Raw genomic sequence first — 15751 nt, forward strand, 5'->3', positions numbered from 1 at the left:
GATTGAGAAACAGAAAGGTCCGCCATGCGGACCTTTTTTATTGCGGCAAAGGAACAATAAATTTCTCGCGGTAATACTTCAGCTCTTCGATAGACTCTTCAATATCCGCTAAGGCAGTATGTGCCTGATTCTTTGCGAAGCCCTTTACCAACTCAGGATGCCAGCGCTTGCATAATTCTTTTAAGGTCGAGACGTCAATGTTCCGATAATGAAAATAAGCCTCTAACTGAGGCATGTACTTTGCCATAAAACGCCGATCTTGCCCAATCGTATTGCCACACATCGGCGATATTCCGCCCTTAATGTAGTTCTTTAGAAAAGCAATGCATTCCGCTTCGACAGTAGCCTCGTCCATGGTGGAAGCTTTGACCTTATCAATCAGGCCAGAGCGCCCATGAGTGCCTTTATTCCAAGCATCCATGGCGTCCAAAACCGCATCCTCTTGATGAACCACCCATACTGGGGCAGTGGCAATCGTATTAAGGTGGGCATCGGTCACAATAATGGCAATTTCCAAAATCCGCTCGGTTTCGGGGTCTAAACCAGACATTTCCATATCCACCCAGATGAGGTGTTCGTTTGGGGGTGCTGCTTTATCTGCTGCCGTGTTCGTTTGTTCACTCATATCTATAATGATCTCATGACATTCACAATTGTTTTCCTAATCGCTTTCATTGCCAGTTTTGGCCTACGCCACTGGCTGTCCCAACGTCAAATTCGCTATGTTGCCCAGCACCGCGCTCAAGTCCCAGCGGATTTTGCTGAAAAAGTGACCTTAGCAGAACACCAGAAAGCCGCTGACTACACTATCGCTAAATTACGTCTGGGTATTTTAGAAAATGGTGTCAGCGCCATTATTTTAATTAGCTTCACTTTATTGGGTGGCTTACAAATTCTGAATATGGTCCTCCTGCAATTATTGGGCGAAGGGATTGCCCAACAAATCGCCTTACTAGCCTTGATTGTCATCATCTCCGGAATCATCGATATCCCTTTCTCTTGGTATAAACAGTTTCATCTTGAAGAGCGCTTTGGCTTTAACCGTATGAGTAAGAAATTATTTTTTTCCGACATGATGAAAGGTTTAGGTGTTGGTGGGGCGATTGGTATTCCATTGCTTTGGGTGATTCTGACTCTCATGTCTAAGGCAGGTGACTTATGGTGGCTGTGGGCATGGGGTGTACTAACTGTGTTTAGCCTGTTAATGCAGTGGATCTTCCCTACCTTTATTGCACCCTTATTTAATAAGTTCCAAGCCTTAGAGGATGGTCCATTAAAAATCCAAATCGAAGCTCTGTTAAAGCGCTGTGACTTTGCCAGTCAAGGTCTTTTCGTAATGGATGGCAGCAAACGGAGTGCCCATGGCAATGCATTCTTTGCTGGTATGGGTAAAGCAAAACGGATCGTGTTCTTTGATACCTTGATTGAGAAACTCAGCCCCGGTGAAGTTGAGGCAGTCCTCGCTCATGAATTAGGTCACTTCAAATGTAAGCATATTCGCAAACGCCTCCTAGTCTCTTTTGCTTTGAGCTTTGGCATGTTTGCACTCCTAGGCTGGATTAGCACTAAAGTCTGGTTCTATACCGACCTCGGTGTCATGCCGAATCTCAACGGCTATAACGGCGGTCTGGCTCTCGCACTCTTTATGCTGGTCTCCCCTGTGTTTAGCTTTTTCTTTACACCACTAGCAAGCCTAGCATCCCGCAAATATGAATATGAGGCTGATGGATTTGCTGCACAAAAATCTTCAGCTAGTGATTTAATTTCAGCCTTAGTAAAGCTCTATCAAGACAATGCCTCGACGCTTACGCCCGATCCAATCTATACCGCTTTCTACAGCTCGCATCCACCTGCACCACTACGGATCGCCAACCTACAGCGTTTTAGTTAAGCCCTCACTCAGTTTGATGGAACAATTTCATGCGCTACTGACTGCTTCTTATGGAAGGCACTATTTAGCGCAGAGATTAATAAAAGATACACAAGGCAATGAATCCCCTGAAGGTCCATTGCTACAAGTAAGTACGCCAGCCAAACAGCATATTGGCGCGGTTGGTGATCGCATGCTGCTAGAGATGACTTCAAGTGATCAAGCGCGCATTATTCAGATTGAGCCCCGAGAAAATATTCTCTTTCGTTCGGATGCATTTAAAAGCAAGATTATCGCCTCCAACGTCGATCAAATTCTGGTAGTGCTAGCAACCCAACCCGCATTCTCACCGGATCTGTTGGGTAGGGCTGTAGTTGCTGCTGAGGCAAATCAAATTGGCCTTCATATCTTGCTCAATAAGTGCGACCTCAAAGACAAGCTAGAACATGCCAGGCAAATTATTGAGCCCTATGCGCGGATGGGCTACCCCGTGAGCGAGGTGTCTGCCAAGTTTGACCCTGCTTCAATCGAGGCACTGCGCCCTGCACTACAAGGAAAGGTCTCCGTCTTTGTGGGTCAATCTGGCATGGGTAAATCTAGTCTACTCAATGCCTGGGTACCGAATGCAGCCGCACTCACCCAAGAATATTCTGTTCGCCTAGATACTGGTAAGCACACTACTACTGCCTGTCGCTACTTTGAATTACCCGAAGCTTGGGGCAGAGGAGAAAATGGCAAGCTAGGCGCTTTAATCGATTCACCAGGCTTTCAGGAGTTTGGTTTAGCCCACATGTCGGTAAGCGAACTACAACATGCCTTTAGAGAATTTAAAGACCTGCTAGGAAAGTGTCGCTTTCATAATTGCGCACATCAATCGGAACCAGATTGCGCAGTGCGTGATGCTGTAGATAGAAATGAAATAGCGCCAGAAAGACTAGCGCTATTTAGACAACTGCGCTCTGATTCAAAAACAGCAGATACGCAAATTCAGGGAATTAGCCAAGCCAAAGAGCGATGGTCAGCATTAGCAACAAAGCCATCCAAGCGATAACTAAGCGCCACACTAAGCCAACTGCAGAACGCATCGTACGTTCAGTTGGTTCAAGACCTACCTCATACACTGCTGGCTCGCCAGCTTCTGCCATACGCAATGCTTCATCGCTATCTGGCTCACTTAAGGGTTCACCTAAGCGCACACCAAGTGCACCACTACCTGCAGCGAGAATTACTGCCGACAGTGAATCGGGCCACTTTGGTGTGAGGTAACGCCAGGCATATACCGCGCCCTCAAAATTACCCACAATCGCAAAGCCCATCGCGGTAATCCGTGATGGAATCCAATCGAGTACATAGAAAAAGTGGCGGGCAGATTCACTGAGGTTGAAATCACCGCGCTCAGACCAACGCTGCGCAGCAATATCAGCCAAACGGTAAAGTACAACGCCAGCAGGACCCATTGGCATCATGAACCAGAACAACACACCAAATACATGGCGATGTGAACCAATAATGGCGCGCTCAAGTGCTAATGAAATGACGTCTGTCTCTGAGAGATCCGCAGTATCTAACTCAGGGCCATACCATTCACCCAATGCAAGGCGTGCGGCTGGTAAGTCATGTGCTTCAATTGCGTCATGAACTAAAGTAAAGGAGTGACTGAACTGACGGAAGCCAAAAAACAAATAGGCAATCACGATGTTCCAGATGAAACCCAAGATAGGGTAAGTCACCATGCAAGAAACATAAACCAAGAATACCAAGAAGGTTGGCAGAATAAATGCCACCAAGCAGGCCAGCCTAGCACCAATTGGACTTGCACCGTCTTCGGTCTTACCGCCGAATTCACCGGCAACCCAATTTAACCAACGGTTGCACATACGCACAATCCAATGGCTAGAAGTTACTGGGCGATATTGCTCAGCAATGAGGGCAAAGAGAATAGAAAAGAAAGTCATACTTTTAATAAATGATAAAGGTTGCGCAACATTCCCGCAGTAGCACCCCAAATAAAGCGGTTCTCATAAGGCATTGAATAGAAACGACGTCCGCCCTGTTCGCTTTGCCACAACCTCACCTGATGGTTTGCTGGGTCTAGCAAAAAGCTCAAGGGAACTTCAAAAACGTCTGCCACTTCAAATTCATCTAAGACATATTCTGCCTGAGCTTGTACTAATCCTACTACTGGAGTGACGCTATAGCCAGAAACAGTTAAATACTCAGGTAAATGACCAATAATTTCGACTCGATTGCGATCTAAGCCAATCTCCTCTTCGCTCTCACGCAGAGCAGTGTCATTTGTACTCTGGTCTTCAGGGTCCATACGACCCCCAGGGAAACTGATTTGACCCGCATGATCCCTTAAATGATTCGTTCTTTGGGTTAATAAAACCCATAAGCCGTCCTCTTTTAGTAATAAAGGAATCAATACTGCCGCCTTAGTAACCTTACCTACAGCCTGACGCTTAGCAATAATGTCCGCAGCAATCACATGGCGATTCTCATCCGTAATTTCTGGCTGCCAGTTGGGGGGTGACCGAAAGCGTGCCTTTAAAGCTTCAGGGGATTGGAGGTCTTTTGCCACCTTAGGCTGATCGCCACATACTTCGTGAATAGGAATTGCTTGCGCATCAAATCCTAGGGGTGCTGCAACATGGATTGCATCTTCTTCAGGTTTTGGAGTCTTGAGCATAGCCCTATTCTAAGGCAACAAAAAAGGCGACCTAGGCCGCCTTTTTAATTCCATCTAAGCAGCAATTAATCAGCAGCTTTGGCAGCAGCTGGAGCAGCCACTGGCTTAACGCGTGCTTGGAGCTTTTCTTTAATACGTGCTGACTTACCAGAACGATCGCGCAAGTAGTACAACTTGGCACGACGAACATCACCGCGACGCTTCACTTCAATGCTAGCAATTAATGGTGAGTATGTTTGGAAAGTACGCTCAACGCCTTCACCAGAGGAAATCTTACGCACGATAAAGCTGGAATTGAGTCCACGATTACGCTTAGCAATCACAACGCCTTCAAAGGCCTGGGCACGCTTACGTGTACCCTCAACTACGTTAACGCTAACAACTACTGTGTCACCAGGCGCGAAGCTTGGCAAAGTTTTGTTAACAGTTAAGCGAGCAATTTCTTCTTGCTCAATTTTTTCGATCAAATTCATTTTTTAATCCTTAAACATCGTATTAGCGTTTAATCCCGAGATCTAAATCAACGGACCTAATAGAGGATGCAGTTAAAACAATTTCACTAAACCAAAAACCAAACCACTTATTCACAGCTGCGCATTACTAAAAGTATTTACAGCGAGCGAAGAAATTGTTCATCTTCTTGAGTTAGCAACCCAGTGGCTCTAGCCGTTTCAATTAAATCCGGCCTTAACCTGAGCGTCAGCTCTAAAGACTTTTGCCGACGCCAATCCGCTATTTTAGCGTGATGTCCGCCTAAAAGCACGTCCGGCACTGATAAATTTTCATATATTTCGGGGCGGGTATAGTGCGGAAAGTCCAAAAGCCCGTTCATAAAGCTATCCTGAGCGGCAGATTCGCCATCCCCAAGCGCCCCTGGAATGAGCCTCATCATTGCGTCCATCATTGCCATAGCGGGTATTTCGCCCCCAGAAAGCACAAAATCCCCAATCGAAAGCTGTAAATCGACATTTCGATCTACAAAACGTTGATCAATTGCCTCATATCTGCCACAAACAAAGCTTAAATTTCCCACATTAAGAAGATCTGCGGCCATTTTCTGAGAAAACTGCTCGCCCTGAGGGGCTAATAAACACACTGGACCACTTTTAATACCAGCAGCTTGATGGGCAACATGAATACCAGCAACGGTATCTTCCAAAGGTTTGGCCATCATCACCATTCCTGGGCCGCCGCCATAAGCACGATCGTCGACTGTCTTACGAGCATCAGAGCAAAAATCTCTTGGGTTCCACAAATGAACACTGGCTAGAGATTGCTCACATGCGCGCCCAGTAACACCCCACTGCGTTAAAGCAGAGAACATTTCTGGGAATAAGGTCACTACATCGAAGCGCATATTGAAATCTCTCAACTACTTCCTTTACCAGTCACTCTGCCAATCGAGGGTAATGGTTTTATTTAGCAAGTCTACGTTTTGCACCACTTCTTTTACAAATGGCACCAACTGTTTAGTCGTTTTAGTTTCAGCATCACCAATGACGATGACGCCATGCGCACCATGCTCAGTGACATCAATGATTTCACCAAGCGCTTCGCCTTGCAGATTAATCGCCTGGCAGCCAATCAAATCTATCCAGTAATAGGAATCGCTTTCCGCTTTGGGAAAGGCATCGCGTGCCACCAAGATACGCGCTCCTTTTAAGGCGAGTGCTTGATCGCGATCAGATACCCCTTCGAGAGAAAGCACCACATTACCGCTATGGATCTTGGCGCTCTTCACCTTGTATTGCGTGAGAGAGGCCTGTTCATGCGACGCAGAGACACCCGCATCCCTGCGAGGGATCAGCGATAACCAAACTGCTTTGGAAGAAAGGAGAGCTACTGGTTCGGATGCGTGAGGTCTAACCTTCACTTGACCCTGCAAGCCTTGCGCCTCAGAGATGGCGCCAAGCTCAATTAAATCATTTAGGGAAGGCGCGCTCATCTGAAGTACACCTTGTTTTCCCAAAATAGCACTACTGAAAATCCTGCTACTAAAAACCCCATCGACGAGATGAAGTTTTTAGATAAACAAATCTTAGACAGCAGGATTGCTTTTGATCAAACGAACAACAGTTGGAGATACTTGCGCTCCAACACCAGTCCAGTAAGTCAAACGATCTTGAGCAATGCGCATCGCTTGCTCAGATCCAGCTGCCTGTGGATTAAAATAACCAATACGCTCGATAAAGTTCGAGTCGCGACGGTTGCGCTTATCAGTAGCAACGATGCTGTAAAAAGGGCGCTTCTTAGAGCCGCCGCGTGCCAGTCGAATGACGACCATACTTATTCCTTAAAATCTAAAATGAAAACAGGTTGATTACAAGCCAATGAAATTTCTACAAAAAATCTTGGACTCCAGTCCACCAACTAAAAGTTCGGTAAAGCGGAAAACCTCATATTCTAGACGAAAACCCCTACTTCTTCCACCTATTTAAGCGTCTAAGCCGTTAGAATAGAATCCAGCGTTTTATAAAAAATATATATAAAACAATAACTTAGATAATTATGCCCCTCAAAATAGCGATTTTCACCCCCGTAGAACAACAAAACAGAAGCGGTTCAAGCAGGCTATTTCTGATGTTTTCATGCCTAGGGATTGTTTTTTTATGTGGCTGTGCGAATGTAATCCCCCCTTGCGGAGCAAAAACTAGTCCACCCAGTAGCGAGCTACGCAACACCAAATGGGAACTGACCCGCTGGAATTTACCCCCTAATGCTTATGGTGAGGTTCGGGCCCGTCAAATTCCCCAAGGTGAATCCAGTAACCCCATTCAAATCGTATTTGATGCCAGCGGTGAACGGGTAAGCGGATCGACAGGTTGCAATCGCTTCACCGCGAAATTGGAAGAAGATAGTCGCGGTTTTACCCTAAGCAAAATTGCCAGCACCAAAATGGCATGCCCACCACAACGCATGGAACTAGAAAATGATTTTCTCTATGAATTAAATGACTATCGCAGCATTGTGCGCAATGGCGATCAATTGCTCATGGTGGGTACGGATCGTGAAGTACTTAGCTTCACTCAGCGCCCTATTAAATAAGTAATCAAATCAGAAACACAGTTACCGAAAGATTCATGAAAAACTCAAAACTCATTTTTTGCGCACTCGGATTATTTTTTCCAGGAAGCGGTTTGAACTGCTTCTACTTACAGGGCTGGAAATCCTTTTGGGCTTGGGTGCAATTATTTGCCTTAATCGGCGGCATTGCGGGTTGGACCATGCTCAAAAATGCCCACTTTCAATCTGCTCCAGGCTGGGTACTCATTACCTTTGGTTTCATTGCCGTAGAGGCCTCTTGGTTAACAACGATTGCCTTTGGACTTCGCCTTGATGAAAAGTGGGATGCGCAATTTAATCCTAATATTGCAGAAGATCAGCGTACTCGCTCAGGCTGGCCAGTAGTACTGACGGTGATTTTCTCGCTCGTACTTGGGGCTGCTGTAATGATGACTTTTTTAGCTGTATCTTTTGAGCAGTTCTTTATTTCTCAGATCCATGAAGCAAGAAAGCTATCCCAGTAAGTGCGGATAGCTTTTCTTCAGCACTTTAAAGTACTTACCTTAGAACTGCTCTACTTCTAGAGCATTAGTGGATTGACCACTTTCGATAATGGATGTTGCTAAGGCTTGCGCCTGTGGCAACAAGTTCTCAGCAAAGAAACGCGCTGTAGTAATTTTGGCGCTATAAAAACCAGGATCACCATCGAGTAATCGTTCAGCAGCCAAAAGCCCACGAGCCATTTGCCAAGCACCCAGCACCAAACCCGATAAACGTAGATAAGCGAAGCTACCTGCATAAACTGACTTTACATCCGTTTTGGCATTGGCCAAGATATAAGCCACTGACTCTTCAAACGCAGCACGCCCAATAATTAATTGCTTCAGTACTGCCTTTGCATCAGCTGAAGCACTTGCTGCTAAAGCTTTTTCTGTTTCAACTATTTTTGCTGAAAGCACTTTTGCTATCGCACCACCATCCCGTACTGTTTTTCTGCCAACCAAGTCATTCGCCTGGATAGCGGTTGTACCTTCGTAAATCGTCAAGATGCGGGCATCACGATAATGCTGCGCAGCACCCGTCTCCTCAATAAAGCCCATACCACCATGCACCTGAATTCCTAGGCTAGCAACCTCAATCGACATCTCGGTAGAGAAGCCTTTCACAATCGGGACTAAGAACTCATATATCGCTTGATTGGCCTTACGCTCTGCTTCATCTGGTGCAGCATGTTGCGTATCATAAGCAGCAGCAGCGTAATAAGCTAAAGCACGAGAAGCTTCAGTGTAGGCGCGCATCGTCATGAGCATGCGCTTGACATCCGGCTGATGAATGATGGCAACAGGGCCAGGTGAACCAGCGAGATCACGGCTTTGCACACGATCTTTTGCGTAGTGCACCGCCTTTTGATACGCACGCTCAGCAACTGCAATCCCTTGCATGCCAACTGCAAAGCGTGCGGCATTCATCATCACAAACATGTATTCCAGACCGCGATTCTCTTCACCCACGAGGTAGCCGATAGCACCACCATGATCGCCAAACTGCAGGACAGCTGTTGGGCTCGCCTTAATACCCAGCTTATGCTCTATCGATACACAATGAACGTCATTACGCTCACCCAATGAACCATCTGCATTTACTAAAAACTTGGGCACGACAAATAATGAAATGCCTTTCACGCCCTCAGGTGCATCTGGCGTTCTTGCCAACACTAAATGGACAATATTCTGCGCCATATCGTGTTCACCATAGGTAATATAAATCTTGGTACCAAAGATCTTGTAGCTACCATCACCCTCTGGCACAGCTCGTGCACGCACCATAGATAAATCAGAGCCCGCTTGGGGTTCTGTTAAGCACATGGAACCAGTCCAATCCCCAGAAATCATGTTTGGAACAAATTGCTCCTGAAGTTCTGGGCTTGCTGCGGTCAGCAAGGCTTCAATAGCGCCGTCTGTCAGCATGGGGCATAAAGCAAATGACAGACTTGCGGAGTGAGCCATTTCAAAACAGGCTGTAGCAATGAGTTTGGGTAATCCTTGGCCACCAAACTCAGCAGGATGAACTACACCCTGCCAACCAGCAGCTCCAAACTGTTGAAATGCCTCTTTAAATCCTGGGCTTGTAGTGACGACGCCGTCTTTCCATGAGCTGGGATGTTGATCGCCAGGCCAATTGAGTGGCGCTATCACATCCTGATTGAACTTGGCTGACTCTTCAAGGATCGCTGACGCTAAATCGACATCTGCACCAGCCTCGGTATAAGAAGGATAGGCAACCACATCCGCAAGCCCCGCTAACTCATTCATCACAAACAGCATGTCTTTCACTGGGGCTAGGTATGGCATTACAACTCCTCTTGATTCAAATCGGATAATTCAACCACTATAGGCAACAAAATAAATTCTATTTAGCTGAAGATGTTTTAGCCTAGTGCCTTGATTAACTCAGGAACTGCTGTATTTAAATCAGCTACTAAGCCATAATCGGCCACACTAAAAATTGGGGCTTCCGGGTCTTTATTGATCGCTACGATCACCTTAGAGTCCTTCATGCCTGCCAAATGCTGAATCGCACCAGAGATACCAACGGCGATATAGAGCTGTGGAGCCACAATCTTGCCCGTTTGACCAACTTGATAATCATTCGGTACATAACCTGCATCTACTGCTGCACGCGAAGCACCTAATGCAGCACCTAGCTTATCGGCAAGCGGAGCGATGAGCTCTTGATATTTCTCACCAGAACCTAAGCCACGGCCACCAGACACAATGATCTTGGCAGCGGTCAGTTCTGGGCGATCAGACTTAGTCAGCTCACGCCCGACAAAGGATGAGGAGGATGTGCTTTCAACAGCAGTCTGTTTTTCAATCGCAGCAGAACCACCGATTGCTGCTACTGGATCAAAACCTGTAGTGCGGACTGTAATGACTTTGATAGGGTCTATGCTTTGTACTGTTGCAATCGCGTTACCAGCGTAGATAGGACGCTCAAAAGTATCTGGCGACACTACTTTAATAATGTCAGATAACTGAGCTACATCTAACTTAGCAGCCACTCTGGGAAGAACGTTTTTGCCATTTGCAGTAGCTGGAGCCAAGATGTGACTATAGCTACTCGCCAGATTTAGAATCTGCGCCGCTAAAGGCTCGGCTAATTGATCAGCCAAAGCAGGAGTATCGATTTGAATCACTTTGCGTACACCGGCAATTTGGGCAGCTGCTGCTGCAGCGCCATCAGTACTGCTACCTGCCACCAAAATATCCACTTCTGGTGCGCACTGCAAAGCAGCTGCAACGGCATTCAGTGTTGCCACTTTTAAAGATTGATTATCGTGTTCAGCTATAACCAGGGAGACGAGAGCAGCCATTTAAATTACCTTTGCTTCATTTTTCAGTTTTTCTACCAGAGCTGCCACATCAGCAACCATGACACCGGCTGAGCGCTTAGGTGGCTCATCCACTTTGAGTGTTTTCAGACGCGGAGCGATATCCACACCCAGATCTTCTGGCTTCACAATATCGATGACCTTTTTCTTGGCCTTCATGATGTTCGGCAAAGTCACATAACGTGGCTCATTGAGACGCAAGTCAGTAGTAATTACTGCTGGCAGAGTTAATGCAATAGTTTCTAAGCCGCCATCAACTTCGCGTGTCACTGTTGCTTTGCCATCAGCTATCACCACTTTAGAGGCAAAGGTTGCCTGAGGGATATCCAGTAAGCTTGCCAACATCTGACCGGTTTGGTTGCTGTCATCATCAATGGCTTGCTTACCTAAAATAATGATTTGCGCCTGCTCTTTATCAGAGAGGGCTTTCAGAATCTTCGCTACTGCCAGGGGTTGTAATTCAGCATCGGTTTCAACTAGGATGGCACGATCAGCACCAATCGCTAAAGCAGTACGCAGCGTTTCTTGACATTGGGTCGCACCAGCACTTACCACCACCACTTCAGTAGCTATGCCTGCCTCTTTCAAGCGAACCGCTTCTTCAACAGCAATTTCATCAAAAGGGTTCATGCTCATTTTGACGTTCGCCAGGTCTACGCCAGAACCGTCTGACTTGACTCGAATTTTGACGTTGTAATCAACAACGCGCTTAACTGCCACTAAGATCTTCATCTGCAATTCTCAATATGGATTAAAACTGTATCTAAATACAAAAATTAGGTAACTGCTTATTTTATCCGCCTTAGCAAACCCACTCTAAACATCGATAGCAGTCGCTGATCCAGCCTGTTTGCGCAGCTCAAATTTCTGAATTTTGCCAGTTGAGGTCTTAGGAAGCTCACCAAAAACTATTGCTTTTGGCACCTTAAAGCCAGCCAAATGCTGCTTGCAATGCGCAATGATCTCAGCTGGGCTTACCTCCACTCCAGGCTTGATTTCCAAAAAAGCACAGGGCGTCTCACCCCACTTAGGATCGGGCTTAGCAACTACTGCTGCAGCAAGTACTGCCGGGTGGCGATAAAGAACATCCTCCACTTCCACAGAAGAGATATTTTCTCCACCAGAAATAATAATGTCTTTGCTACGATCCTTCATCTTCACGTAGCCATCCGGATTCATTACTGCTAAGTCACCTGAATGAAACCAGCCGCCTGCAAAAGCTTCCTTAGTGGCTTTCTCATTCTTGAGATAGCCCTTCATTGCAATATTGCCTTTGAACATAATCTCACCCATGGTTTCACCATCAGCAGGAACAGGCTCCATTGTTTCTGGGTTCAAAACGGTAATCGCTTGTTGAAGGTGGTAACGTACTCCTTGACGTGCATTCAAACGGGCACGCTCACCAATATCCAGGTCATCCCATTCATCTTGCTTCACACAAATTGCTGCAGGACCATAAGTCTCCGTTAAACCATACACATGGGTTAAATCAAAGCCCAGTTTTTCCATGCCTTCAATAATAGAGGCCGGTGGTGCAGCTCCAGCGATCAAACCCTTCACGCCAGCTGGAACATCTTTCTTTATTTCATCAGGGGCATTTACCAATAGGTTATGAACGATCGGTGCAGCACAATAGTGGGTTACGCCATACTCTTTAATAGCAGAAAAAATATGTTGTGCGTCTACGCGGCGTAAACAAACATTGACTCCGGCACGTGCAGCAATAGTCCATGGGAAACACCAACCGTTGCAATGGAACATCGGCAATGTCCATAGATAGATGGGATGCTTATTCATATCCCAATCAAGCACATTCGAAATCGCATTGATGGCGGCACCACGATGATGGTAGACAACACCTTTAGGATTGCCTGTAGTACCAGAGGTGTAATTTAAGCAAATGGCTTGCCATTCATCTACAGGTACTTGCCAGGCAAAATTCGGATCTCCCTCAGAGAGCAATTTTTCGTAGGTGAGTTTGCCTAACTTCTCACCAGGCACATCAAATTCTGTTTCTTCCACATCGATAACTAAAAAGTTACGGCCACTTTCTTTATGGGCGATTTCAAGTGCTTTCTTCATCACCCCTGAAAATTCTGGATCAACAATCACTACCTTAGCTTCGCCATGATTTAGCATGAAGGCGATGGACTCAGGATCCAAGCGTGTATTAAGGGCATTCAATACTGCGCCCGCCATGGGAATACCAAAATGGGCCTCCACCATTGGTGGAGTATTTGGCAACATCACTGCTACCGTATCACCTAGGCCAATGCCATGCTTTTGCAGAGCACTTGCAAGTCGTCGGCAACGCTCATAGGTTTGCTGCCAAGTTTGACGCAGCTTTCCATGAATGACAGCAGTTTTATTGGGATAGGTCTCAGCTGAACGCTCCAAGAATAACAGCGGGGTAATTGGAGTGTAATTAGCGGCATTACGCTCTAAACCCTGCTCATAAATATTTGCCATCATGCACTTTCAATAACAGTTTTACTTCAACTCGATTAAGCCAAATCATTTAAATGTCGGCTAAAGCTTTTACATGTGCCACAACGCTGCGCCCTAATGCGGAGAGGTTGTAGCCACCCTCTAAGCAGCTCACGATACGACCTTGAGCATAATCTTTTGCGATTTCTTTAAGGCGTTTTGTCATCCACACATAATCGTCTTCCACCAAGCCCATTTGGCCCAAGTCGTCTTCACGATGCGCATCAAATCCAGCAGAGATGATGATGAGCTCTGGCTCAAAGTTTCGCAAAGCTGGTAACCAACGCTCTTCCACAATAGAACGAACAACATCACCCCGAGTAGATGCAGGCAATGGCACATTCACCATATTGTCAGAAGGCTCCAAGCCACTATAGGGATAAAAGGGGTGCTGGAAGAAACTGCACATCATGACGCTTGGGTCATTCAAGAACGCGGCTTCCGTACCATTGCCATGATGCACATCAAAATCGATAATAGCCACACGTTGAATGCCGTATGCCTCCATAGCATAGCGCGCAGCAATAGCGACATTATCAAATACACAAAATCCCATTGAGCGGGTTGGTTCTGCATGGTGTCCTGGTGGTCTTACCGCACAAAATACATTCTCGACCTCACCCTTCATGACCGCATCCACGCCAGCAATTGCAGCACCAGCAGCACGCAGTGACGCCCGATAAGTGTGGGGATTCATAATGGTGTCGCCGTCCAGCATGAAGTAGCCACTTTCAGGCGATCTTTCTCTGACGAAGGCGATGTGATCTGAGCTATGCACAAGCTCAAGCTGATCTTCAGAAGCTAAAGGGGCATCCAAATGATGGAGAAAACGATCCACGCCACTGCGGATCAACTGATCATTGATCGCCTGAATTCGTTCAGGGCACTCTGGATGATGGCTACCCATCTCATGTTTCAGAAAGTCTGGATGAGTTATGTATCCTGTTGTCATTACTCTTTATCCTTAATATCAAAACTATTATTTTTATAATCCAATCAAACGTGTTTATCTCTCAAAAAACCTATGCTCTGCGCATGAACTTTCGTATCTTTTACTTGCCACTAGCCTTGGTGCTTAGCGCTTGCTCTAGCACCCCGCCACAATCCAATATACAAGCTAATAGTTCACAACAGTCCATCGTAAACCAAGCCGACGATGTAGCCACTGAGCTCCGTTTTACTGAAAATCTGAATTCACTGTTAGCCCAAATCTCCCAATCCCAAGAAATCCCCCTGCCGGTCCTAGAATCAGGCTTTGTAGATGCTAAAACGATTCCTTCAATACGCAAATTGGTATTACCCCCATCGGGTGCCTTTAAGAAAAATTGGCTGGTTTACCGCAAGCGCTTCATTGAGCCAGTTCGCCTTAAGGCTGGCAAGGCATTTTGGGATGAAAATCAGGCCTTTTTAAGCCAAGTTGAGCAAGAATCCGGGGTTCCGGCGGAAATTATTGTGGCCATTATTGGTATCGAAACCATCTATGGGCGCCAAACTGGTAATTTTCGAGTGAAAGATGTCTTATTCACCTTAGCCTTTAGTTACCCAGAAACACCGAATAAGCCAGCTCGGGAGCAGCTTTTTAAAGAGCAACTGAAGGAGCTAATCTTGATGTGCTGGACCGAGGCTGGTGGCAAACTGCCTGCTATAAATAGTTCCCAAGGCGTAAATGGCACCCGTTTTAATAGCTGCTTAAACCAGAACAGTTCCTATGCGGGTGCTATTGGCTTGCCCCAATTTATGCCCAGCAGCATACGGAACTATGCGGTAGATGGCGACGGAGACGGAAGAATCGATTTGAGGCAGAGCCCCAAAGATGCGATTGCTAGCGTTGGCAACTTCATGAAAAAACATGGCTGGCAAGCTGGGATGCCAGTCTCCTTTCCCGTTCAGGGAAATGCCATTCCAGCTGCAAAAGAATTGGCAGATGGCGAACCTCAACTCAAGTACACCGTGCAGGATCTGATTGAAAAAGGCATCTTGACTCAGCAGCAAGGTGATATCCAGGCTGGCGGGGTAGAACCCCAAAGCAAAGCATTGATTGTGGACCTACCCTATCCCGATAAAGACGGCTCAGATCAAGTGCAATATTTTGTAGGCTTAAATAACTTTCTAAGCATTGTTCAATACAACCGTAGCTACTTTTATGCACAAAGCGTTGCTGAGTTTGCTGAAGCCCTAGGCTATAAAAATCAAAGTGTAGTACCAGTAGAAAAAATAGAGAGTCCCGCCAAATCAGTCAGTCCTAAGAGCACTAGCGAAAAAGTAAACAGTAAAAAAGCACACTCGAAGAAAAAGAGTAAACCCGCTTAAA

The 15751-nt window shown here is 46.2% G+C and carries 17 protein-coding genes; 5 read left to right on the forward strand and 12 right to left on the reverse strand.

The genetic code is table 11. From position 1 onward, the window contains the following. Nucleotides 1-37: 37 nt before the first annotated feature. Nucleotides 38-625, reverse strand: coding sequence for an oligoribonuclease (orn, locus tag ICN45_RS03515; RefSeq protein WP_216173211.1), 588 nt, complete (start codon nucleotides 623-625; stop codon nucleotides 38-40). A 15-nt stretch (nucleotides 626-640) separates the two neighbouring features. Between orn and ICN45_RS03520 the strand changes: the two genes are divergently transcribed. Next, nucleotides 641-1891, forward strand: coding sequence for a M48 family metallopeptidase (locus tag ICN45_RS03520; protein WP_216173214.1), 1251 nt, complete (start codon nucleotides 641-643; stop codon nucleotides 1889-1891). A 16-nt stretch (nucleotides 1892-1907) separates the two neighbouring features. Next, nucleotides 1908-2921, forward strand: coding sequence for a ribosome small subunit-dependent GTPase A (gene rsgA, locus ICN45_RS03525; protein ID WP_216173217.1), 1014 nt, complete (start codon nucleotides 1908-1910; stop codon nucleotides 2919-2921). On the opposite strand, the gene ICN45_RS03530 is transcribed toward rsgA, so the two are convergent. The 6 genes from ICN45_RS03530 to rpsP form a co-directional block, all read right to left on the reverse strand. Next, nucleotides 2866-3825 (reverse strand): CobD/CbiB family protein, encoded by a 960-nt coding sequence (locus tag ICN45_RS03530; RefSeq protein ID WP_216173220.1) that lies wholly within the window; start codon nucleotides 3823-3825, stop codon nucleotides 2866-2868. The two genes, rsgA and ICN45_RS03530, sit on opposite strands and share 56 nt — an antisense overlap. Beyond that, nucleotides 3822-4559, reverse strand: coding sequence for a CoA pyrophosphatase (locus ICN45_RS03535; protein WP_216173223.1), 738 nt, complete (start codon nucleotides 4557-4559; stop codon nucleotides 3822-3824). The genes ICN45_RS03530 and ICN45_RS03535 overlap by 4 nt, the downstream gene beginning before the upstream one ends. A 65-nt stretch (nucleotides 4560-4624) precedes the next feature. Next, a complete protein-coding gene (gene rplS, locus ICN45_RS03540) occupies nucleotides 4625-5032 on the reverse strand; it encodes a 50S ribosomal protein L19 (protein WP_216173226.1) in 408 nt (135 codons plus the stop codon). Between the two features lie 137 nt (nucleotides 5033-5169). Further along, nucleotides 5170-5916: a tRNA (guanosine(37)-N1)-methyltransferase TrmD gene (gene trmD, locus ICN45_RS03545; protein WP_216175614.1), complete on the reverse strand. Its 747-nt coding sequence runs from the start codon at nucleotides 5914-5916 to the stop codon at nucleotides 5170-5172. Between the two features lie 24 nt (nucleotides 5917-5940). Continuing rightward, a complete protein-coding gene (rimM, locus tag ICN45_RS03550) occupies nucleotides 5941-6504 on the reverse strand; it encodes a ribosome maturation factor RimM (protein WP_216173229.1) in 564 nt (187 codons plus the stop codon). 93 nt (nucleotides 6505-6597) lie between these two features. Next, nucleotides 6598-6843 carry a 30S ribosomal protein S16 gene (gene rpsP, locus ICN45_RS03555; protein WP_216173231.1) on the reverse strand — a complete coding sequence of 82 codons (246 nt, stop codon included), beginning with the start codon at nucleotides 6841-6843 and terminating at the stop codon, nucleotides 6598-6600. 296 nt (nucleotides 6844-7139) lie between these two features. On the opposite strand from rpsP, the gene ICN45_RS03560 reads away from it, so the two are divergent. Continuing rightward, complete coding sequence (locus ICN45_RS03560; protein WP_216173234.1) at nucleotides 7140-7604, forward strand: META domain-containing protein; 465 nt, start codon at nucleotides 7140-7142, stop codon at nucleotides 7602-7604. Nucleotides 7605-7639: 35 nt separating this feature from the next. After that, the gene (locus ICN45_RS03565) at nucleotides 7640-8086 is read left to right on the forward strand and encodes a hypothetical protein (RefSeq protein ID WP_216173236.1); all 447 of its coding nucleotides are present in this window, start codon (nucleotides 7640-7642) and stop codon (nucleotides 8084-8086) included. 39 nt (nucleotides 8087-8125) lie between these two features. Here the strand turns inward: ICN45_RS03565 and ICN45_RS03570 are convergent, their stop codons facing one another. The 5 genes from ICN45_RS03570 to ICN45_RS03590 all read right to left on the reverse strand — a co-directional run bounded on the left by ICN45_RS03570 (nucleotide 8126) and on the right by ICN45_RS03590 (nucleotide 14392). Continuing rightward, on the reverse strand, nucleotides 8126-9913 hold the full coding sequence (locus tag ICN45_RS03570; protein ID WP_216173238.1) for an acyl-CoA dehydrogenase: 1788 nt from the start codon (nucleotides 9911-9913) through the stop codon (nucleotides 8126-8128). 77 nt (nucleotides 9914-9990) lie between these two features. Then, the gene (locus ICN45_RS03575) at nucleotides 9991-10935 is read right to left on the reverse strand and encodes an electron transfer flavoprotein subunit alpha/FixB family protein (protein WP_216173241.1); all 945 of its coding nucleotides are present in this window, start codon (nucleotides 10933-10935) and stop codon (nucleotides 9991-9993) included. Then, complete coding sequence (locus tag ICN45_RS03580) at nucleotides 10936-11685, reverse strand: electron transfer flavoprotein subunit beta/FixA family protein (RefSeq protein ID WP_216173244.1); 750 nt, start codon at nucleotides 11683-11685, stop codon at nucleotides 10936-10938. An 84-nt stretch (nucleotides 11686-11769) separates the two neighbouring features. Then, entirely contained in the window at nucleotides 11770-13422 is a 1653-nt protein-coding gene (locus tag ICN45_RS03585) for an acyl-CoA synthetase (RefSeq protein ID WP_216175615.1), read from the reverse strand. A gap of 49 nt (nucleotides 13423-13471) precedes the next feature. Beyond that, complete coding sequence (locus ICN45_RS03590) at nucleotides 13472-14392, reverse strand: histone deacetylase family protein (protein ID WP_216173247.1); 921 nt, start codon at nucleotides 14390-14392, stop codon at nucleotides 13472-13474. 83 nt (nucleotides 14393-14475) lie between these two features. Between ICN45_RS03590 and ICN45_RS03595 the strand changes: the two genes are divergently transcribed. Further along, nucleotides 14476-15750 (forward strand): lytic murein transglycosylase, encoded by a 1275-nt coding sequence (locus ICN45_RS03595; protein WP_216173250.1) that lies wholly within the window; start codon nucleotides 14476-14478, stop codon nucleotides 15748-15750. Nucleotide 15751: the final 1 nt, after the last annotated feature.

It is taken from the genome of Polynucleobacter alcilacus (assembly GCF_018881545.1).
Taxonomy (GTDB): domain Bacteria; phylum Pseudomonadota; class Gammaproteobacteria; order Burkholderiales; family Burkholderiaceae; genus Polynucleobacter; species Polynucleobacter alcilacus.

Excerpts from the sequence above, each read along its gene's own strand:
- orn (WP_216173211.1), bottom strand. The coding sequence starts at position 625 with ATGAGTGAACAAACGAACACGGCAGCAGATAAAGCAGCACCCCCAAAC.
- ICN45_RS03520 (WP_216173214.1), top strand. The coding sequence starts at position 641 with ATGACATTCACAATTGTTTTCCTAATCGCTTTCATTGCCAGTTTTGGC.
- rsgA (WP_216173217.1), top strand. The coding sequence starts at position 1,908 with ATGGAACAATTTCATGCGCTACTGACTGCTTCTTATGGAAGGCACTAT.
- ICN45_RS03530 (WP_216173220.1), bottom strand. The coding sequence starts at position 3,825 with ATGACTTTCTTTTCTATTCTCTTTGCCCTCATTGCTGAGCAATATCGC.
- ICN45_RS03535 (WP_216173223.1), bottom strand. The coding sequence starts at position 4,559 with ATGCTCAAGACTCCAAAACCTGAAGAAGATGCAATCCATGTTGCAGCA.
- rplS (WP_216173226.1), bottom strand. The coding sequence starts at position 5,032 with ATGAATTTGATCGAAAAAATTGAGCAAGAAGAAATTGCTCGCTTAACT.
- trmD (WP_216175614.1), bottom strand. The coding sequence starts at position 5,916 with ATGCGCTTCGATGTAGTGACCTTATTCCCAGAAATGTTCTCTGCTTTA.
- rimM (WP_216173229.1), bottom strand. The coding sequence starts at position 6,504 with ATGAGCGCGCCTTCCCTAAATGATTTAATTGAGCTTGGCGCCATCTCT.
- rpsP (WP_216173231.1), bottom strand. The coding sequence starts at position 6,843 with ATGGTCGTCATTCGACTGGCACGCGGCGGCTCTAAGAAGCGCCCTTTT.
- ICN45_RS03560 (WP_216173234.1), top strand. The coding sequence starts at position 7,140 with ATGTTTTCATGCCTAGGGATTGTTTTTTTATGTGGCTGTGCGAATGTA.
- ICN45_RS03565 (WP_216173236.1), top strand. The coding sequence starts at position 7,640 with ATGAAAAACTCAAAACTCATTTTTTGCGCACTCGGATTATTTTTTCCA.
- ICN45_RS03570 (WP_216173238.1), bottom strand. The coding sequence starts at position 9,913 with ATGCCATACCTAGCCCCAGTGAAAGACATGCTGTTTGTGATGAATGAG.
- ICN45_RS03575 (WP_216173241.1), bottom strand. The coding sequence starts at position 10,935 with ATGGCTGCTCTCGTCTCCCTGGTTATAGCTGAACACGATAATCAATCT.
- ICN45_RS03580 (WP_216173244.1), bottom strand. The coding sequence starts at position 11,685 with ATGAAGATCTTAGTGGCAGTTAAGCGCGTTGTTGATTACAACGTCAAA.
- ICN45_RS03585 (WP_216175615.1), bottom strand. The coding sequence starts at position 13,422 with ATGGCAAATATTTATGAGCAGGGTTTAGAGCGTAATGCCGCTAATTAC.
- ICN45_RS03590 (WP_216173247.1), bottom strand. The coding sequence starts at position 14,392 with ATGACAACAGGATACATAACTCATCCAGACTTTCTGAAACATGAGATG.
- ICN45_RS03595 (WP_216173250.1), top strand. The coding sequence starts at position 14,476 with ATGAACTTTCGTATCTTTTACTTGCCACTAGCCTTGGTGCTTAGCGCT.